The 13,948-nt window shown below is 60.7% G+C and carries 12 protein-coding genes; 2 read left to right on the plus strand and 10 right to left on the minus strand.

Features of this window, described 5'->3' with window-relative positions:
- Positions 1 to 402: 402 nt before the first annotated feature.
- The 4 genes from ACX82Z_RS12505 to ACX82Z_RS12520 form a co-directional block, all read right to left on the minus strand.
- Positions 403 to 1,161, minus strand: coding sequence for an iron ABC transporter ATP-binding protein (locus tag ACX82Z_RS12505; protein WP_459589215.1), 759 nt, complete (start codon positions 1,159 to 1,161; stop codon positions 403 to 405).
- Positions 1,158 to 2,144, minus strand: a complete 987-nt coding sequence (locus ACX82Z_RS12510; protein ID WP_459911727.1) for an iron chelate uptake ABC transporter family permease subunit — start codon at positions 2,142 to 2,144, stop codon at positions 1,158 to 1,160. Before ACX82Z_RS12510 ends, ACX82Z_RS12505 begins: the two co-directional genes overlap by 4 nt.
- A gap of 1 nt (position 2,145) precedes the next feature.
- Positions 2,146 to 3,105 (minus strand): ABC transporter permease, encoded by a 960-nt coding sequence (locus ACX82Z_RS12515; RefSeq protein ID WP_459911729.1) that lies wholly within the window; start codon positions 3,103 to 3,105, stop codon positions 2,146 to 2,148.
- A 61-nt stretch (positions 3,106 to 3,166) separates the two neighbouring features.
- Positions 3,167 to 4,081, minus strand: a complete 915-nt coding sequence (locus tag ACX82Z_RS12520; RefSeq protein ID WP_459589217.1) for a siderophore ABC transporter substrate-binding protein — start codon at positions 4,079 to 4,081, stop codon at positions 3,167 to 3,169.
- Positions 4,082 to 4,268: 187 nt separating this feature from the next.
- On the opposite strand from ACX82Z_RS12520, the gene ACX82Z_RS12525 reads away from it, so the two are divergent.
- Together ACX82Z_RS12525 and ACX82Z_RS12530 are read left to right on the plus strand one after the other, a co-directional pair.
- Positions 4,269 to 4,607, plus strand: coding sequence for a DUF2218 domain-containing protein (locus tag ACX82Z_RS12525; RefSeq protein WP_459589219.1), 339 nt, complete (start codon positions 4,269 to 4,271; stop codon positions 4,605 to 4,607).
- A 95-nt stretch (positions 4,608 to 4,702) separates the two neighbouring features.
- A complete protein-coding gene (locus tag ACX82Z_RS12530; RefSeq protein WP_459911730.1) occupies positions 4,703 to 6,874 on the plus strand; it encodes a TonB-dependent receptor in 2,172 nt (723 codons plus the stop codon).
- A 133-nt stretch (positions 6,875 to 7,007) separates the two neighbouring features.
- Here the strand turns inward: ACX82Z_RS12530 and ACX82Z_RS12535 are convergent, their stop codons facing one another.
- From ACX82Z_RS12535 to ACX82Z_RS12560, 6 genes are all read right to left on the minus strand, one after another.
- A complete protein-coding gene (locus ACX82Z_RS12535) occupies positions 7,008 to 8,606 on the minus strand; it encodes an ABC transporter ATP-binding protein (protein ID WP_459589220.1) in 1,599 nt (532 codons plus the stop codon).
- 27 nt (positions 8,607 to 8,633) lie between these two features.
- Positions 8,634 to 8,984: a cupin domain-containing protein gene (locus ACX82Z_RS12540; RefSeq protein ID WP_459589222.1), complete on the minus strand. Its 351-nt coding sequence runs from the start codon at positions 8,982 to 8,984 to the stop codon at positions 8,634 to 8,636.
- Positions 8,985 to 8,996: 12 nt separating this feature from the next.
- Positions 8,997 to 10,322, minus strand: coding sequence for an NAD(P)/FAD-dependent oxidoreductase (locus ACX82Z_RS12545; protein ID WP_459589224.1), 1,326 nt, complete (start codon positions 10,320 to 10,322; stop codon positions 8,997 to 8,999).
- Complete coding sequence (locus ACX82Z_RS12550) at positions 10,319 to 11,206, minus strand: ABC transporter permease (RefSeq protein WP_459589226.1); 888 nt, start codon at positions 11,204 to 11,206, stop codon at positions 10,319 to 10,321. The genes ACX82Z_RS12545 and ACX82Z_RS12550 overlap by 4 nt, the downstream gene beginning before the upstream one ends.
- A 13-nt stretch (positions 11,207 to 11,219) precedes the next feature.
- A complete protein-coding gene (locus ACX82Z_RS12555; RefSeq protein WP_459589228.1) occupies positions 11,220 to 12,170 on the minus strand; it encodes an ABC transporter permease in 951 nt (316 codons plus the stop codon).
- Between the two features lie 98 nt (positions 12,171 to 12,268).
- On the minus strand, positions 12,269 to 13,906 hold the full coding sequence (locus ACX82Z_RS12560) for a peptide ABC transporter substrate-binding protein (protein WP_459589230.1): 1,638 nt from the start codon (positions 13,904 to 13,906) through the stop codon (positions 12,269 to 12,271).
- Positions 13,907 to 13,948: the final 42 nt, after the last annotated feature.

A 13,948-nucleotide genomic window follows, 5' to 3' on the forward strand; every position in this document is an offset into this window, starting at 1 on the left:
ATTACGGTAATGTTACGGCCTTCGGACCTGACCGCTAATATTTCACCGTTGGAAGCGACTATGCCTCGCTTAGTCGTGCAAACGTGGTCTGGAATGCTGCGATATAGACATAATCAAGACCGCTCTGCCTTCGGGTTGCGCTGGATGACGCCTGCCGAATACGCCTGCACTTCCAGTCCGCGACAGATTTGCCGCTCCTTTCAATGATCAGCTTTGTGCCCCCCATCCCTCACCTCTTGCCAGTTCCTCCAACCAATCGACAGGGTCACGATACGCTGGCAGCTTGCGGGGGCACATAGATGCGAAGGTTCGATCCGAGCTGTATACGGAGGGTCTGCTTGAGGCTCTGCACGCCGATAAGCTGACGCTCGATATTGGAAAGTCCCAACGGCGACTTTTGTCTCACTCGTAGAACAGGCAGATGCGGCGCTCGCCGCGATCGATCACGTCGATTTCCATTTCATAGATATCGAAAAGCGCATCCGGCTGGATGATTTCATCCGGCGTTCCCTGCAGGCGGATGCGTCCGTCGCGCATGGCGACGATGTGATCGGAATACCAGGACGCGAAGTTGATGTCGTGGAGAACGATGACGACAGTCTTGCCAAGATCGCGGCATGCGTCCCGCCACAGCCGCATCATCGAGGCGGCGTGTTTCATGTCCAGATTGTTGAGCGGCTCGTCGAGGAGGACGTAGTCCGTATCTTGACACAGCACCATCGCCACGAAGGCGCGCTGCCGCTGGCCGCCGGAAAGCTCGTCGAGAAAGCGGCCCGAGAGTTCGGCGAGGCCGAGATAGTCGAGCGCGCGGGCGACGTGCGCGCCGTCCTCCTCCGTCGGCCGCCCGTTCGAATAGGGATAGCGGCCGAAGGTGACGAGATCGCGAACCGTCAGGCGCGCGGTCATGTGGTTGTCCTGCCGCAAAATGGCGAGGCGCCGAGCGAGCACGTCGCTCGGCGTGGTGGCCACATCGAGCCCGTCGATCGTCACATGACCGGCATCCATGCCGATGAGCCGTGCCATCATCGAAAGCAGCGTCGACTTGCCTGCGCCGTTCGGGCCGATGATCGACGTGATTCCGCGCGCGGGCAGCTTTATCGAAACATCGTCGACGACGAGCGTGTCGCCATAGCGCTTGGAGACGCCGGAGGCTGTGATCATCGGGCGGCTCCGCGAATGACGAGAATGATGAAGACGAGGCCGCCGAGGAATTCGATGATGATCGAAAGGGCGGTGTCGAAGGAGAAGACGCGCTCCAGCACCGTCTGGCCGCCGACCAGCGCGACGATTCCGAGAAGGACGGCGGCCGGAAGAACGTGCCGGTGCAGACTGTTTCCGACGAGGGAACGAGCGAGGCTTGCCACCAGAAGGCCGAAGAAGGTGATGGGGCCGACCAGCGCGGTCGAGACAGCGACGAGCACGGCGACCACGGTCAGGATCGTCATCACGGTCCTGGCGTAGTTTACGCCGAGGCTGATCGCCTGCGCCCGTCCGAGTGCCAGCACGTCGAATGTGTGCGCGATACGCCAGAGGATGAGCGTCACCGTCGCTACCAGCGCATAGGAGACCCAAAGAAGCGTGATGTCGATGTTCTGGAAGCTGGCGAAAAGCGCGTCCTGAAGGACCTGGAACGCATTCGGGTCGAGTATGCGCTGCATGAAGACGGACAGCGACCGGAAGAAGATGCCGAAGACGATCCCGACGAGGATGAGAAGGTAGAGGCTGCGCTCCTCGCCCAAAAACAGCCAGCGAAACAGTATCCAGGCAAAGCCGGCCATCAACGCGACTTCGAGAAGAAAGCGCATGTGCGGATCGGCCAGCACGAGCATCTGCGCGCCGAAGAAGAAAACGATCGAGGTTTGAACGAGCACGTAGAGTGCATCGAAACCCATGATCGACGGCGTCAGGATGCGGTTGTTGGTGACGGTCTGAAAGAGCACGGTCGAGACCGCGATCGCATAGGCGACGAGGATGAGCGCGAGCAGTCGCTTTCCGCGAAAGCTAAGGACGAAACTCCAAGAACCGCGCGCCCCGAGCATCATGAACGCGAGGATCGACACCGCAGCCAGAAGTGCGAGGATCGCCAGCGCAATCATGGACCGGGAGAAGTTCAACGTGCGTGTTGTGGGTGAAGCCGATGACATGTCAGGCACGGCTGCCCCGCTTTCGCAGGAGAAGGTAGAGGAACATAGCCGAGCCGACGACGCCGACCATGACGCCGATCGGAATCTCGTAAGGGTAGCGGATCAGCCGCCCGGCGATGTCGCAAACGAGCACGAACAGCGCCCCGAGCGCGGCGACCCACGGCACGGTGATGCGCATATTGTCTCCGACCATCAGCGACACGATGTTCGGCACGATCAGTCCGAGGAACGGGATCGATCCGACCGAAACGAGCGTGACGGACGCGATGACCGAAACCAGCACGAGACCGAGCGTCATCACAGCCTTGTAGTTGAGGCCGAGATTGGTGGCGAAGTCCCGCCCCATGCCGGAAACGGTGAACCGATCCGCCGCGATATAAGCCATGACCGTCGCGCCGAAGCCGAACCACAACAACTCGTAGCGGCCGCGAAGAACGCCCGAAAAGTCGCCCACCGTCCAGGCGAGGACTGAGGGGAGGAGATTGAACCGGTAGGCGAAGAATGTGGTTACCGCTCCGATGACGCCGCCGAGCATGATGCCGACAAGCGGTACGAGCATCACGTCACGCAAGGGGACGAACCGCAGGATGCGCAGGAAGAGCGCGGTTCCGGCAAGCGCGAAGAGCGCGGAGACGCCCATCTTCACCATCAGCGGCCAGGCCGGGGCGAAGATCGTGACGGCGAGAAAGCCAAGCGAGGCCGCTTCCGTCGTTCCGGCTGTCGACGGTTCCACGAAGCGGTTGCGCACGATGATCTGCATCACGAGGCCGGCGATTGCGAGCGCCGATCCGGCAAGCAGGATCGCGGCCGTTCGCGGGATGCGGCTGATGAGGAGCACCTGCGTTGCGCGGTCCTGCGCCGCCGAGCCGAATAGTGTGGACAGCGACACGTCGCTGATCCCGATGAACAGGCTGAGAACGGCGAGGCAGGCGGTCAGCAGGACGACGGCAAACAGCAACAGGGGCGCCGAAGACGCGCCCCTGAAAGCGTCGATGCGTGGCGCGTTCACCGGCCGCACTTGGTCAGGAGTTACGGCCGTAGCCCTCGATGACCTGATCGAGAAGCAGCATCAGACCGCTATAGCCGTGCATGGTGACGTAGGCCGCGCCGGGATCGAGATAAATGATGCGGTCGTTCTGCCAGAAACCCGTCTGGTGGATCAGTTCGTTGTCGAGCAGTGCCCGGGCAGCGCCCTCGCCGCCGACGCCCGCATCGCGATCGACCACGAACAGCCAGTCGGGATTGGTTTCGAGCAGATATTCGAACGAGATCGCGTCGCCGCCATGGTCACGGTCGTCGATTTCGTCGAATACGGACGGCACGCCCAGCGCCTCGTAGATCCACGCAACACGCGAGCCCGGACCGTAGACGCCAAGATTGCCGGCATTCGTGACGATGACGAGGCCGGTACCTTTGCCTTCAGCAGCCTGACGCGCTTCATCGACCTTCGCGTCGAGCGACGCGATCAGCTCGGCCGCCTTGCTCTCTTTGTCGAAGATTTCGCCTAGCGTGGTGAGGTTCGTCTTCACGCCGTCGATGAGGTTTTCGTTGTCGACGGTCAGATCGATCGTCGGCACGAAGCTCGACAGCGCCGGATAAGAGGTGCGCGAGCGTGATGCGACGATGACGAGATCGGGTTCGCTGGCAACGATGCCCTCGATGTCGGGCTCCTGGAGCGAACCGATCGTCTCGGCTTCCGAAGGAAGCTTGCCTTCCAGATAAGTCGGCATAGCCGTCGATGGCACACCGGAGACCGTGATACCCAACGCATCGAGATTATCGAACGCGGCCCAGTCGGCGACCATCACCGTTTCAGGCACGGCGTCGATCGTCGTCGTGCCCTGCGGGTGCGTGATCGTGTAGGGCTCGGCCATCGACGGCGATGCAGCGGCGAGCGCGGCAGCGAACAGGATCGCGCCGGTGAATTTACTGTGCATGGGCTATGTCCAGCTTCGATGAATATGCCGCCATCAACTAGACTTGACTCCGATTGTCAAGTTTGGGAGTAAGCGCTCACGCAAAGGCAACTGCGCCCCCTCATGAAGGTGCGATACCCAGCGACACATTCCAATTTCACCAACCATCTCCGGTCATCCAGCGGCGGGAGTTTGACTGGATATGTCGATGCCTGGCACCCGCACCACTGTCTCAACGCAGCACGCAAGCCGCTACCTCCAGCAGCTTTGCAAGCATTGGACGCATAAATTCGAAACCGAATTTACGCCGAACGTGGGACGCATCGCAATTTCCCCCGGCGAGGCCCGACTTGCAGCCGATGAGGCGCGCCTTTCGATCGAAGTAACCGCGCCGGAAGGTGCCGATCTGAATCAGCTTCGCGATGTCGTTCAAAGTCATATCGAGCGGTTTGCATTTCGCGAGACGCTTTCGTTCGACTGGCAGCCAATTTCGACCGCCGAGCAGACACCGCCTGCGGGCAACGCCCGAACTTTCAATTCAATCTGACAGCAAGGAATCCGAAAATGTCGAGGGGCAGAAACTTTAGCCGCGCTTGGGGAAGCGCGGCACTCGCGGGCGTATCGTTGCTCGCCATGTCGTCCATGTCTGCATTGGCGCAGCAAAACGCTGCCGCCGCGAATGGGTCGGGCGCAACCGCGCTCGATCCTCTCGTCGTCACCGGCCGCGCCGAAGGCGAAGCGCCTGCGACTGGAACCGTCGGGCAGCCGCCCGCAGCCTTGCCGGGCGGGCAGGTGGCATCGGGCACGCGCATCGGTGTGTTGGGTAACCGCCCCATTCTCGATACGCCCTTTAGCGCCACGGCCTACACGGAAAAGCTGATCCGCGATCAGCAGGCGAAGTCGGTTGCGGACGTCACGCTCAACGATCCGTCCGTGCGCGCGGATGCGTCGGCGTTCAGCGAGCGCGACGCCTTCTTCATTCGCGGCTTCTCGGTCACCAATCTCGACACGCTTTATGACGGACTGCCTTACCTCGCCAATCCGCGGCGCAGTTATCTCGAGGGTATCGAGCGGGTCGAAATACTCAAAGGCCCGACCGCGCTGGCGAACGGAGGCGTCGGCCGGGTCGGCGGCACGATCAACCTCGTGCCGAAGCGTGCCACCGACGAACCGCTCACAAGGCTGACCACAACCTATCTCAGCGATTCGCAGATCTGGTCGCATATCGATTTCGGACGTCGCCTTGGCCCAGCCGGCGAGTGGGGCGTGCGCTTCAACGGCTCGTATCGGAAAGGCGATACAGCCTATGATCACAACGACATAGAGGTCGGCGTCGCTTCCCTCGGTCTCGATTATCGCGGCGAGCGCGTGCGCGCCTCGCTCGATCTCAATCACTCCACCCAGAACATCGACGCGCCGACCTCGCTGTTCAATTCGGCAGCGCCGGGCATCGCGATTCCCGATGCTCCGGACGGCCGGATCAACGCGGCCAATCCGTTCGAATATCACGACAGCACCCATAACAACGTCGCTGGCCGGATCGAATTTGATGTCTTGCCGGACACCACGATCTATGCCGCAGGCGGTGCAAGCAGATACCGTGAGGACTTCTTGTCCTCGTCCTATCAGATCATCAACGAGAACGGCGATGCCAACGCCGAATTCGGTTACAATCCGCAGAAAATCGAGGGATTCTCCGGCGAGATCGGGGTGCGGTCGCAGTTCGATACCGGGCCGGTCGGGCATCAGTTGAACGTCGCCATCTCGCGCTCCTTGAACAGGAACAATCGCGGCGAATTCAATCCGCGAACACTCGGCTTCCCCACTTACGTTACCAATATCTACAATCCGGTCTTTCTGCCGGACGGGTCGGTGGACACGAGCGGGCTTCCTCGTTCGGACGAGTTGATCCGTTTTGCCGATCTTCTGACGACGAGCCTTGCCATTTCCGACACCTTGTCGTTCGCAGACGATCGCGTTCTGCTTACGCTTGGTGGCCGGTATCAGGACATGCGCCAGCAATCGTTCAACACGCGCCCGGGAAATCCGGCGTTTCCCGTGGGTGAACGCAACTATCTGAATGAGGACTCCCGGTTCAGCCCGGCCATCGCGGCAAGTGTGAAGGTAACGGACGATCTGTCCGTTTACGGCAATTATGTCGAAGCCCTGAGCGACGCGCCCTTCGCGCCAGCCTCGGCCGTCAACAGCGACGAAATCTTTCCGTTCGTCGTCAACGAGCAAAAGGAAATCGGCGTCAAATACGATCTTGGCCAGTTTGTCCTGACCGCAGCGCTCTTCGAGATCACCCAGCCGAATGGCATCACCGATCCGGCTACGAACGTGTTCTCTCTTGCTGGAAAGCAGGTCAATCGTGGCCTCGAATTGTCCGTATTCGGCGAACCCATGCCAGGCCTTCGCGTGCTCGGCGGCATCACTTTCATGGATGCCAAGCTGACCAGAACCCAGAACGGCCTCTTCGACGGAAATCAGGTGACGGGCGTTCCGAAAACGGCAATCAGCCTTTACGGCGAATACGACATGCCGTGGCTTGCCGAGGGGCTGACCCTGACGGGACGGGCGCTTTACAACGGCAGCACCTATTACGATCAGGCGAACACGCAGAAGATATCGGACTGGACGCGGTTCGACGTCGGTCTGCGCTACGCGCTCGAAGGGCCGCACGGCAAGCCGGTCGAACTGCGGGCCAATGTCGAGAACGTGTTCAACGAGAACTACTGGGCGTCGTCGGCTCGCGGGTTCCTCGCGGCAGGCACACCACGCACCTTCACGCTCTCGGCCGCATTCGACTTCTAGGCACCACTCGCTTGGGCTCGGGATGGCGATGTCCTCACGCCATCCCGATTTCGCCAGATGAACTATGCGGCTTGGCTCGCGCTGGGAGACCGCATTCGCCGTAACAGCGGTGCTCTGAGCCACGCGTTTCTTCCTACAAGCTCCCCGGGATCGCAGCCACAAGCTGACGCGTATAGGCCTGCTGCGGATGGCGGAAAATCCGTGCCGGTGGCCCTGACTCGACGACGTTGCCCTGGTGCATGACCAGCACTTCATCGCATATCTGGCTCGCGACGCGCAGATCGTGCGTGATGAAGATCATCGCCAGATGCCGCTCGCGCTGAATCGTAGCTAGAAGATCGAGAATCTGGGCCTGAATGGAAACATCGAGCGCCGACACCGCCTCATCCGCGATGATGAGATCCGGATCGCACATCAGGGCGCGGGCGATGCCGATACGCTGGCGCTGACCTCCGGAGAATTCATGAGGATAGCGATCGAAAGCGGAAGGATCGAGGCCGACCTGGGAGAGTATGTCGCGCGCCTTTTCGCGTGCCGCGCCAGACGTCATGCCATGCGCAACCGGACCGACTACAAGGGATTTACCTACCGTCTGGCGAGGATTGAGCGAAGCGAACGGGTCCTGAAAGATCATCTGGATGCGCAGTCGGTAGGGATGGAACTCGCGCTCGCTCAGCTTCAATATATCCTTCCCGTCGAATTCTATGCCGCCGCCATCGGCATCCGACAAGCGCATGAGAACCTTGCCCATCGTCGACTTGCCGGAGCCGCTTTCACCGACAACGCCAAGCGTCTTTCCACGGCGCAGTTCGAAAGCGACGTCACTGACCGCTCGGACTGTCCTTTCCCTTCTGAACAGCCCGCCTTTGAGGTGATAGGTCTTTTCGAGGCCAGTTACTTTCAGCAAGATCGGAGCGGCCGTATCCGCTTCGGCGTCGAGTTCTCGCAAGCGCGGAACGGCTGCGATCAGCCGTTGCGTGTATGGGTGTTCGGGGGCGCGCAGCACCTGTTCGGCCCTCCCCTGCTCGACGATGTCGCCTTTTTCCATAACGATCACCCGATCGGCGATGTCGGCTACGACGCCGAAATCATGGGTAATGAACATCACGCTCATCGCCTTTCGACGCTGGATGCGGCGAATGAGTTCAAGGATCTGGGCTTGCGTCGTCACGTCGAGCGCCGTGGTCGGCTCATCGGCGATTAGAATATCGGGGTCGAGTGCGAGTGCGATGGCAATCATGATGCGTTGCCTCTGCCCGCCCGACAGGCGAAACGGATATTGATGTTGTAACAACTCAGGGTCCGGAAGTCCGACCTCCGTTATCAGTTCCAGAACCCTGGCATTGCGCTTTGGCGAATCTTTCCAGCCATGGGCGACGAGCGTCTCGTCGATCTGCGCGCCAACCGTCATGAGCGGATTGAGCGCCGAAAGCGGGTCCTGAAAGATCATCGACAGCGATTTGCCGCGAAGATCGCGCCGCGCCCGCTCGGACATCGTCAGGAGGTCCTCACCCCGGAACAGGATACTCCCGGATACGACCTTCATCGCTGGCGGAAGCAGCCCCATGACCGTGCTGGCGGTGACCGACTTGCCTGAACCGGATTCCCCGATGATGCACAAGATTTCTCCCGCATTCAGTTCGAAACCAGCTTTCTTGACTGCGTGCTGCCGGTCCATTCCGGTCGGCAGGGAGATGGTCAGGTCGCGGACGGAAAGTACGGCTTCGGTCATAGGGCGTTCTTTCGTGTCAGGTAACGATCAGGGCTTCGGGACTACGGTGGCGACCTTGCGAAACGGGGACAGGACCTCAAGCCAAGGGGCAACGCCCTTGGGCACACGCACGATCGATCCCGGTCCGATATCCTGCACGTCGCCTTCGCCAAGCCGCAGCTTCGCTTCGCCTTGCAGAACGACGAAGGTTTCTTCCAGATCGCGCGGCGGATAGGGGTAGACGCCAGGTTCGGCAATCCAGACGGCGACCTTCGTCGCGGTTTCCGCCGCACCGTCGTCCTCCCAGATCAGGCGGCGATAGGATTTGGCCTTTCCATCCTGCGCACCGGGGCCGGGCGTCAGGTTTTCATCTGAGGCAATATGGGTAACGCTGTTCATCTAAGTTCCTTATCAAGCGTGAGGGGGAAGCGCGTCACCAGCGAGTCGGGCGGCGAGATTGTCGTAATGGCGCATCTGGCGCAGTTTGAGCGCGGGAGCGAGGGCCATCCAGGCGGGCGCTCGATGCAAAGGCTCAAACTTGAGATCGAGATCGGCTTCGGGCATTCCCTTGGCCCAATCGGAAAGAATGCCGCCCAGCATCGTACCTGTCGGCACGCCGCGCCCAGAAAGGCCCGTGAGAGCCGCGACGCCCGGTGCGAGGTCATAGAGGCGAGGCACCGTTCGATATTGCATGTCGAGTTCGCCGAACCAGAAATAGTCCCAGACGATCTCTTCTCGAATATCCGGGTGCAGCCATTTCAGCCGGTCGGCGAGCACCTGTCGGGTGTAGACCTCATCCTGTCCGCGCCGGCCCATCGGAAACATGGAAGCGACGATCCGCCCAGTTCCATCCCATTTGTAAACGAAGATATCGCCTCGGCCGTCATGCATCGTCGTGTCGCGAGGCAGCATTTGTTCGCGCGTTCGCGGGTCCAGCGGCCGGGTAGCGGCAACGAAGACGCGCTGGATGCGAAAGCTCTGGTCGAGCTTCGGCCAACCGCCAACCGTATATGCGCCCGTCGTGAAGATAACGCGGTCGGCGATGACATGGCCGTTCGCGGTCGACACTTTCCAACGGCTGCCCAAGCGTTCGCATCTGCCGACCGATGAGCGTGGATGGACCGCTCCTCCCTCGCGCAACACCGCGCCCGCGAGACCGCGTGCATAGGCGAGCGGTTGAAGGTGGCCGGCCTGCTCGTGATACCAACCACCGGAAAAGCGCGGGCTGCCGGTCATCGCCTCGATGTCATGGCTGTCGAGGACGCGTGTTCGCGCACCAACGGCATTGTAGCTTTCGGCCTTGGCCTGCAAGCTGTGCAACTGGCCTTGGCGCAGCGCACCCATGATGTAGCCTTGCTGCACCCAGTCGCACTCAATGGCGTAATCGCGAATATAGGCCGATGCGGTGTCGTTGGCTCGAGTCTGGCGACCGATGAGACGTTCTGCCCACGGCTCGCCGAGCATGCGGCGCAACTCGTCCAGCGAATAGTGGGTGAAGGTGGGCGTACAATGGCCCGCGTTCCGGCCAGAGCCGCCGAAGCCGACCTCTTCGCGTTCCAGAACGACGACTGATATCTTCGAGCGTGCCAGTTCCAGTGCCGTTGTCAGGCCTGTGTAGCCGGCCCCCACCACGCATACATCCGCCCGAACCTCGCCGGAAAGCGGCTCCATTTCCGGCGCAGCCGGTGCGGTGGCATACCAGAGCGAGCGGTCGAACGGGGAGAAGCGCGCGTTCATGCTCGATGGTCCGCTCTTGCATCGAGGGCGTCACGCAAACCGTCGCCGATGAAGTTGAACCCCGTCACCGCAAGCGTGATCGCGACGCCGGGCACGATCGCCAGCCACGGAGCGCTGGCGAGATATTGCTGCGCGCCGTTCAGCATGTTGCCCCAGCTGGGAAGCGGCGGCTGGATGCCGTAGCCAAGGAAGCTAATATACGCCTCCATCAAGATCGCGCGGGCAACTGTCAGGGTCGCGGCGACCATGATCGGTCCCATCACGTTGGGCAGAAGTTCACGGAACATGATGTGCGTCCGCGACAGGCCGAGCATGCGCGCTGCCATCACGAAATCGCGGTCGCGATAGGAGCGCACCTCTGCTTCGACGATCCGCGCGACCTCCATCCAACTCGTCAGCGCAATTATGAGGGTGATCATCATCGCACTCGGGCTGATGAAGGCGGCGAGCGTCAGGAGCAAGAAGATCGCCGGGAACGACAGGAAGGCGTCGACAAGGCGCATCAACGACGCGCCGAGCCTTCCTCCCGAATAACCTGCGACTACACCGATCAACACGCCAATCACGGTCGAGATCAACATCGCTGCGAAGCCGACGATCAATGAGGTCTGACCGGCAACGAAGAGGCGAGCGGCAATATCGCGCCCGAGCGGGTCCGTTCCGAAGATATGCGCGCCCGTTCCAGGCGGCGCGAAGCGCGCGCGCAGGTCGATATAGAGTTCGTCGAATGGCAGAAGATGCGGCCCAACAAAGCAGGCAAGCGTCAGCAAAAAGATCATGCCCAGGCCGATAAGCGCCAGCCGGTTGCGGCTGAACCGGCGGAAGGCGCGGCTTCGCCAGAAGCGCTCGCGGGGAGCGGGATGGGCGGGAGAAGCGAGTGTCATGTTGGAGCTCTCCTCAATCCAGGCGGATGCGGGGATCGACCAGCGCGACGAGGATGTCTGCCAGAAGATTGCAGACGATCACGAGGACCGCAGAGAACATCAAAAGCCCCATCACTACCGGATAGTCATTATAGCCAAGGCTATCGAGAAAAAGACGTCCCATGCCCGGCCAGGTGAAGACGGTTTCCGTCACCAAAGCACCGCTTAAAAGCGTCGGCAGTTGAAGTCCGGCGAGCGTGATCATCGGCACAAGCGCGTTGCCGACGATGTGCTTTATGAGAACGCGGCGTGGCGGCAGCCCTTTGGCCTTTGCGGTACGTACGAAGTCCTGCCCGAGCACGTCGAGGGTGGCCGAGCGCATGTAGCGGCTCCACACAGCGACATTTACCAGCGCTAGTACTATCGAAGGCATGACGAGATGGACGGCGTAGTCACGAATGGAGCCGTCGCCGATCGTGTACATGTTGCCGGCCGGAAACCACCCCAGTTGCAAGGAAAACACGTAGATGGCGACCAGACCGAACCAGAATGTTGGGATCGACAAAGCGACCATCGCAAAGACGGTAGCTGCGTAGTCGAAGGTCGATCCTTCTTTCATCGCGCTGCGGATACCCAGCCAGCCGCCGATGGCCACGGACAGGATCGTCGACGCGCCCATCAGAAGAAGCGTGGCGAACAGATGACCGGAAATGATGGCGAGGACCGGCCTTCCATCGCGGAAACTGTTGCCCCAGTCGCCCTGGAGAAGACGCCAGAACCAATCGAGATATTGAACGATCAGTGGCCGGTTCAAGCCCATCTGTTCCGCGATACGGTCGAGCGCCTCCTTGCTCATGCCCGGTGTGAGCGCATACTGCGACAGCGGCCCGCCGGGAGCCAGGTTCAGGACGAAGAATCCGATCAGAGACACGAGCACCAGCAAGATAAGGCTCTGCCAGAATCGGGAAAGCAGATAACGCAGCATCGACAACTCCGAATGTTTGCCGGAAGGGCCATCGCGCAGCCCTTCTCAACCACATATGATCCCGGTCCCCGCCTATGGACGGATCGGGACTGGCGACGTCAGGCCCATTTCCAGCTGCGAACGTCCCAGGTGTCGATACGATTGTTGATGTTGGCTTCGTAACCTTCCAGACCCTCTTTCTTGCCGCGCACGACCGCATACTGGAAAATCGGCAGGAACGGCAGGTCCTCACGCATGATCTCCTGAATGCGTCGGTAAATCGGCAAACGCTCCTCCGGCGACATCAGGCTCGCGCCCTCGACAAGGAGTTCGTCGACCTCGGGATTGTTGTAGACCCATGTATTCTGACCGTTGCCGCCGGTCGCCGGAGACGAGGTCGAACGGAAATAGTCGGACGTATCCGGGTCCGGACCAGCGAAGCAGTTGAGGCCGACGATGACGGTGTCGAACTGCGACAGCATCCAGTAGTCGCCCCACATGACTGCCGGCGGCAGGTTCGAGATCGTCATCTCGGCACCCACTTCCGCAAAGGTCTGCTGAAGGAATTGCTGGGCCTGCTCGCGCAGGTGATTGCCGGCGGTCGTGGAATTGGTGAACGACAAGCGCACACCGTCCTTGGCGCGGATGCCATCACCGCCACGTTCCCAGCCTGCCTCGTCGAGCATTTCATTGGCGCGGGCGATGTTGAATTCATGCTGCGGAAGGTCCGGGTTGAAGTAGAAATACTCACGCGGCATGTAGGTCTCGGTGGCCGAAGGCACTCCGTAATACAGTGCATCGATGATCGACTGCTTGTCGATGGCATAGTAGAGCGCCTCGCGGACCGCCCGGTCCTGAAATTGCGGGCGTTGCAGGTTGAAGGTCAGCGATTCAAAAGTCGCGCTTCCAGCAATCTCCACAACGCGGCCGGATAGCGCGCTTGCCTCGGCATAATGGTCCGGGGTGATCCACTGTACACCCACCGCGTCGATATCGCCGCTGCGGAACTGTGTGTAGAGCACAGTCAGGTCAGGGATATATTTGAGGACAAGGCGTTCGAGATATGGGCCATCCCCGAAATAGTCGGCATTGGCGACCAGTTCGATATGATCGCCCGAGACCCGGTTCTGCCATTTGAACGGTCCGGTTCCGATCGGGCTGTTGTTGAACGGAGCATTGTTGGGATCGACGCCCTCGAAGGCATGTTTCGGCACGATGTAGGTCGTCGCCAAAATCGAGGCATAAGGCGCAAAAGAGCGCTCCATCGTCCACGAGATTTCCGTATCCGAAAGGACGTTGATTTCGGTGATCAGTTCATGTCCGTTACGCCGCCAGCTACGGAAATCCGGATCGACTAGCAACTCGAGCGTAAACTTGACGTCCTCGGCGGTGAACGGCGTTCCGTCGTGCCATTTCACGTCGTCGCGCAGCTTGATCGTCCAGGTTTTTCCGTCCTCCGAAATGCCGCCATTTGCCTGTGTTGGCACCTCGACGGCGAGCATCGGAAAGAAGTTTCCTTCCGGATCAACGTCGATGAGCGTATCGAACACCGCATAATAGACGCCTTCGTCGACCTCGATATGCGGGAGGTTCGGATTGAAGACCGTCGGCTCCTGCGAGAAGCCGACGACCACTTGGCCGTTGGGCGCTTCCTGCGCGTTCACCGCGCCGCTACGGCCAAATCCGGGAAGGACGGCGGCAATACCGGCCGCGCCGAGAATACCGAGCGTGTGCCGACGGTTGATGTTGACCCACATTTCCCAAGTAAGGCGCTGATTTCGCTGTCCTGACCATTATAT

The organism is Aliihoeflea sp. PC F10.4 (assembly GCF_054612275.1).

Excerpts from the sequence above, each read along its gene's own strand:
- ACX82Z_RS12505 (WP_459589215.1), bottom strand. The coding sequence starts at position 1,161 with ATGATCACAGCCTCCGGCGTCTCCAAGCGCTATGGCGACACGCTCGTC.
- ACX82Z_RS12510 (WP_459911727.1), bottom strand. The coding sequence starts at position 2,144 with ATGTCATCGGCTTCACCCACAACACGCACGTTGAACTTCTCCCGGTCC.
- ACX82Z_RS12520 (WP_459589217.1), bottom strand. The coding sequence starts at position 4,081 with ATGCACAGTAAATTCACCGGCGCGATCCTGTTCGCTGCCGCGCTCGCC.
- ACX82Z_RS12525 (WP_459589219.1), top strand. The coding sequence starts at position 4,269 with ATGCCTGGCACCCGCACCACTGTCTCAACGCAGCACGCAAGCCGCTAC.
- ACX82Z_RS12530 (WP_459911730.1), top strand. The coding sequence starts at position 4,703 with ATGTCTGCATTGGCGCAGCAAAACGCTGCCGCCGCGAATGGGTCGGGC.
- ACX82Z_RS12535 (WP_459589220.1), bottom strand. The coding sequence starts at position 8,606 with ATGACCGAAGCCGTACTTTCCGTCCGCGACCTGACCATCTCCCTGCCG.
- ACX82Z_RS12540 (WP_459589222.1), bottom strand. The coding sequence starts at position 8,984 with ATGAACAGCGTTACCCATATTGCCTCAGATGAAAACCTGACGCCCGGC.
- ACX82Z_RS12545 (WP_459589224.1), bottom strand. The coding sequence starts at position 10,322 with ATGAACGCGCGCTTCTCCCCGTTCGACCGCTCGCTCTGGTATGCCACC.
- ACX82Z_RS12550 (WP_459589226.1), bottom strand. The coding sequence starts at position 11,206 with ATGACACTCGCTTCTCCCGCCCATCCCGCTCCCCGCGAGCGCTTCTGG.
- ACX82Z_RS12555 (WP_459589228.1), bottom strand. The coding sequence starts at position 12,170 with ATGCTGCGTTATCTGCTTTCCCGATTCTGGCAGAGCCTTATCTTGCTG.
- ACX82Z_RS12560 (WP_459589230.1), bottom strand. The coding sequence starts at position 13,906 with ATGTGGGTCAACATCAACCGTCGGCACACGCTCGGTATTCTCGGCGCG.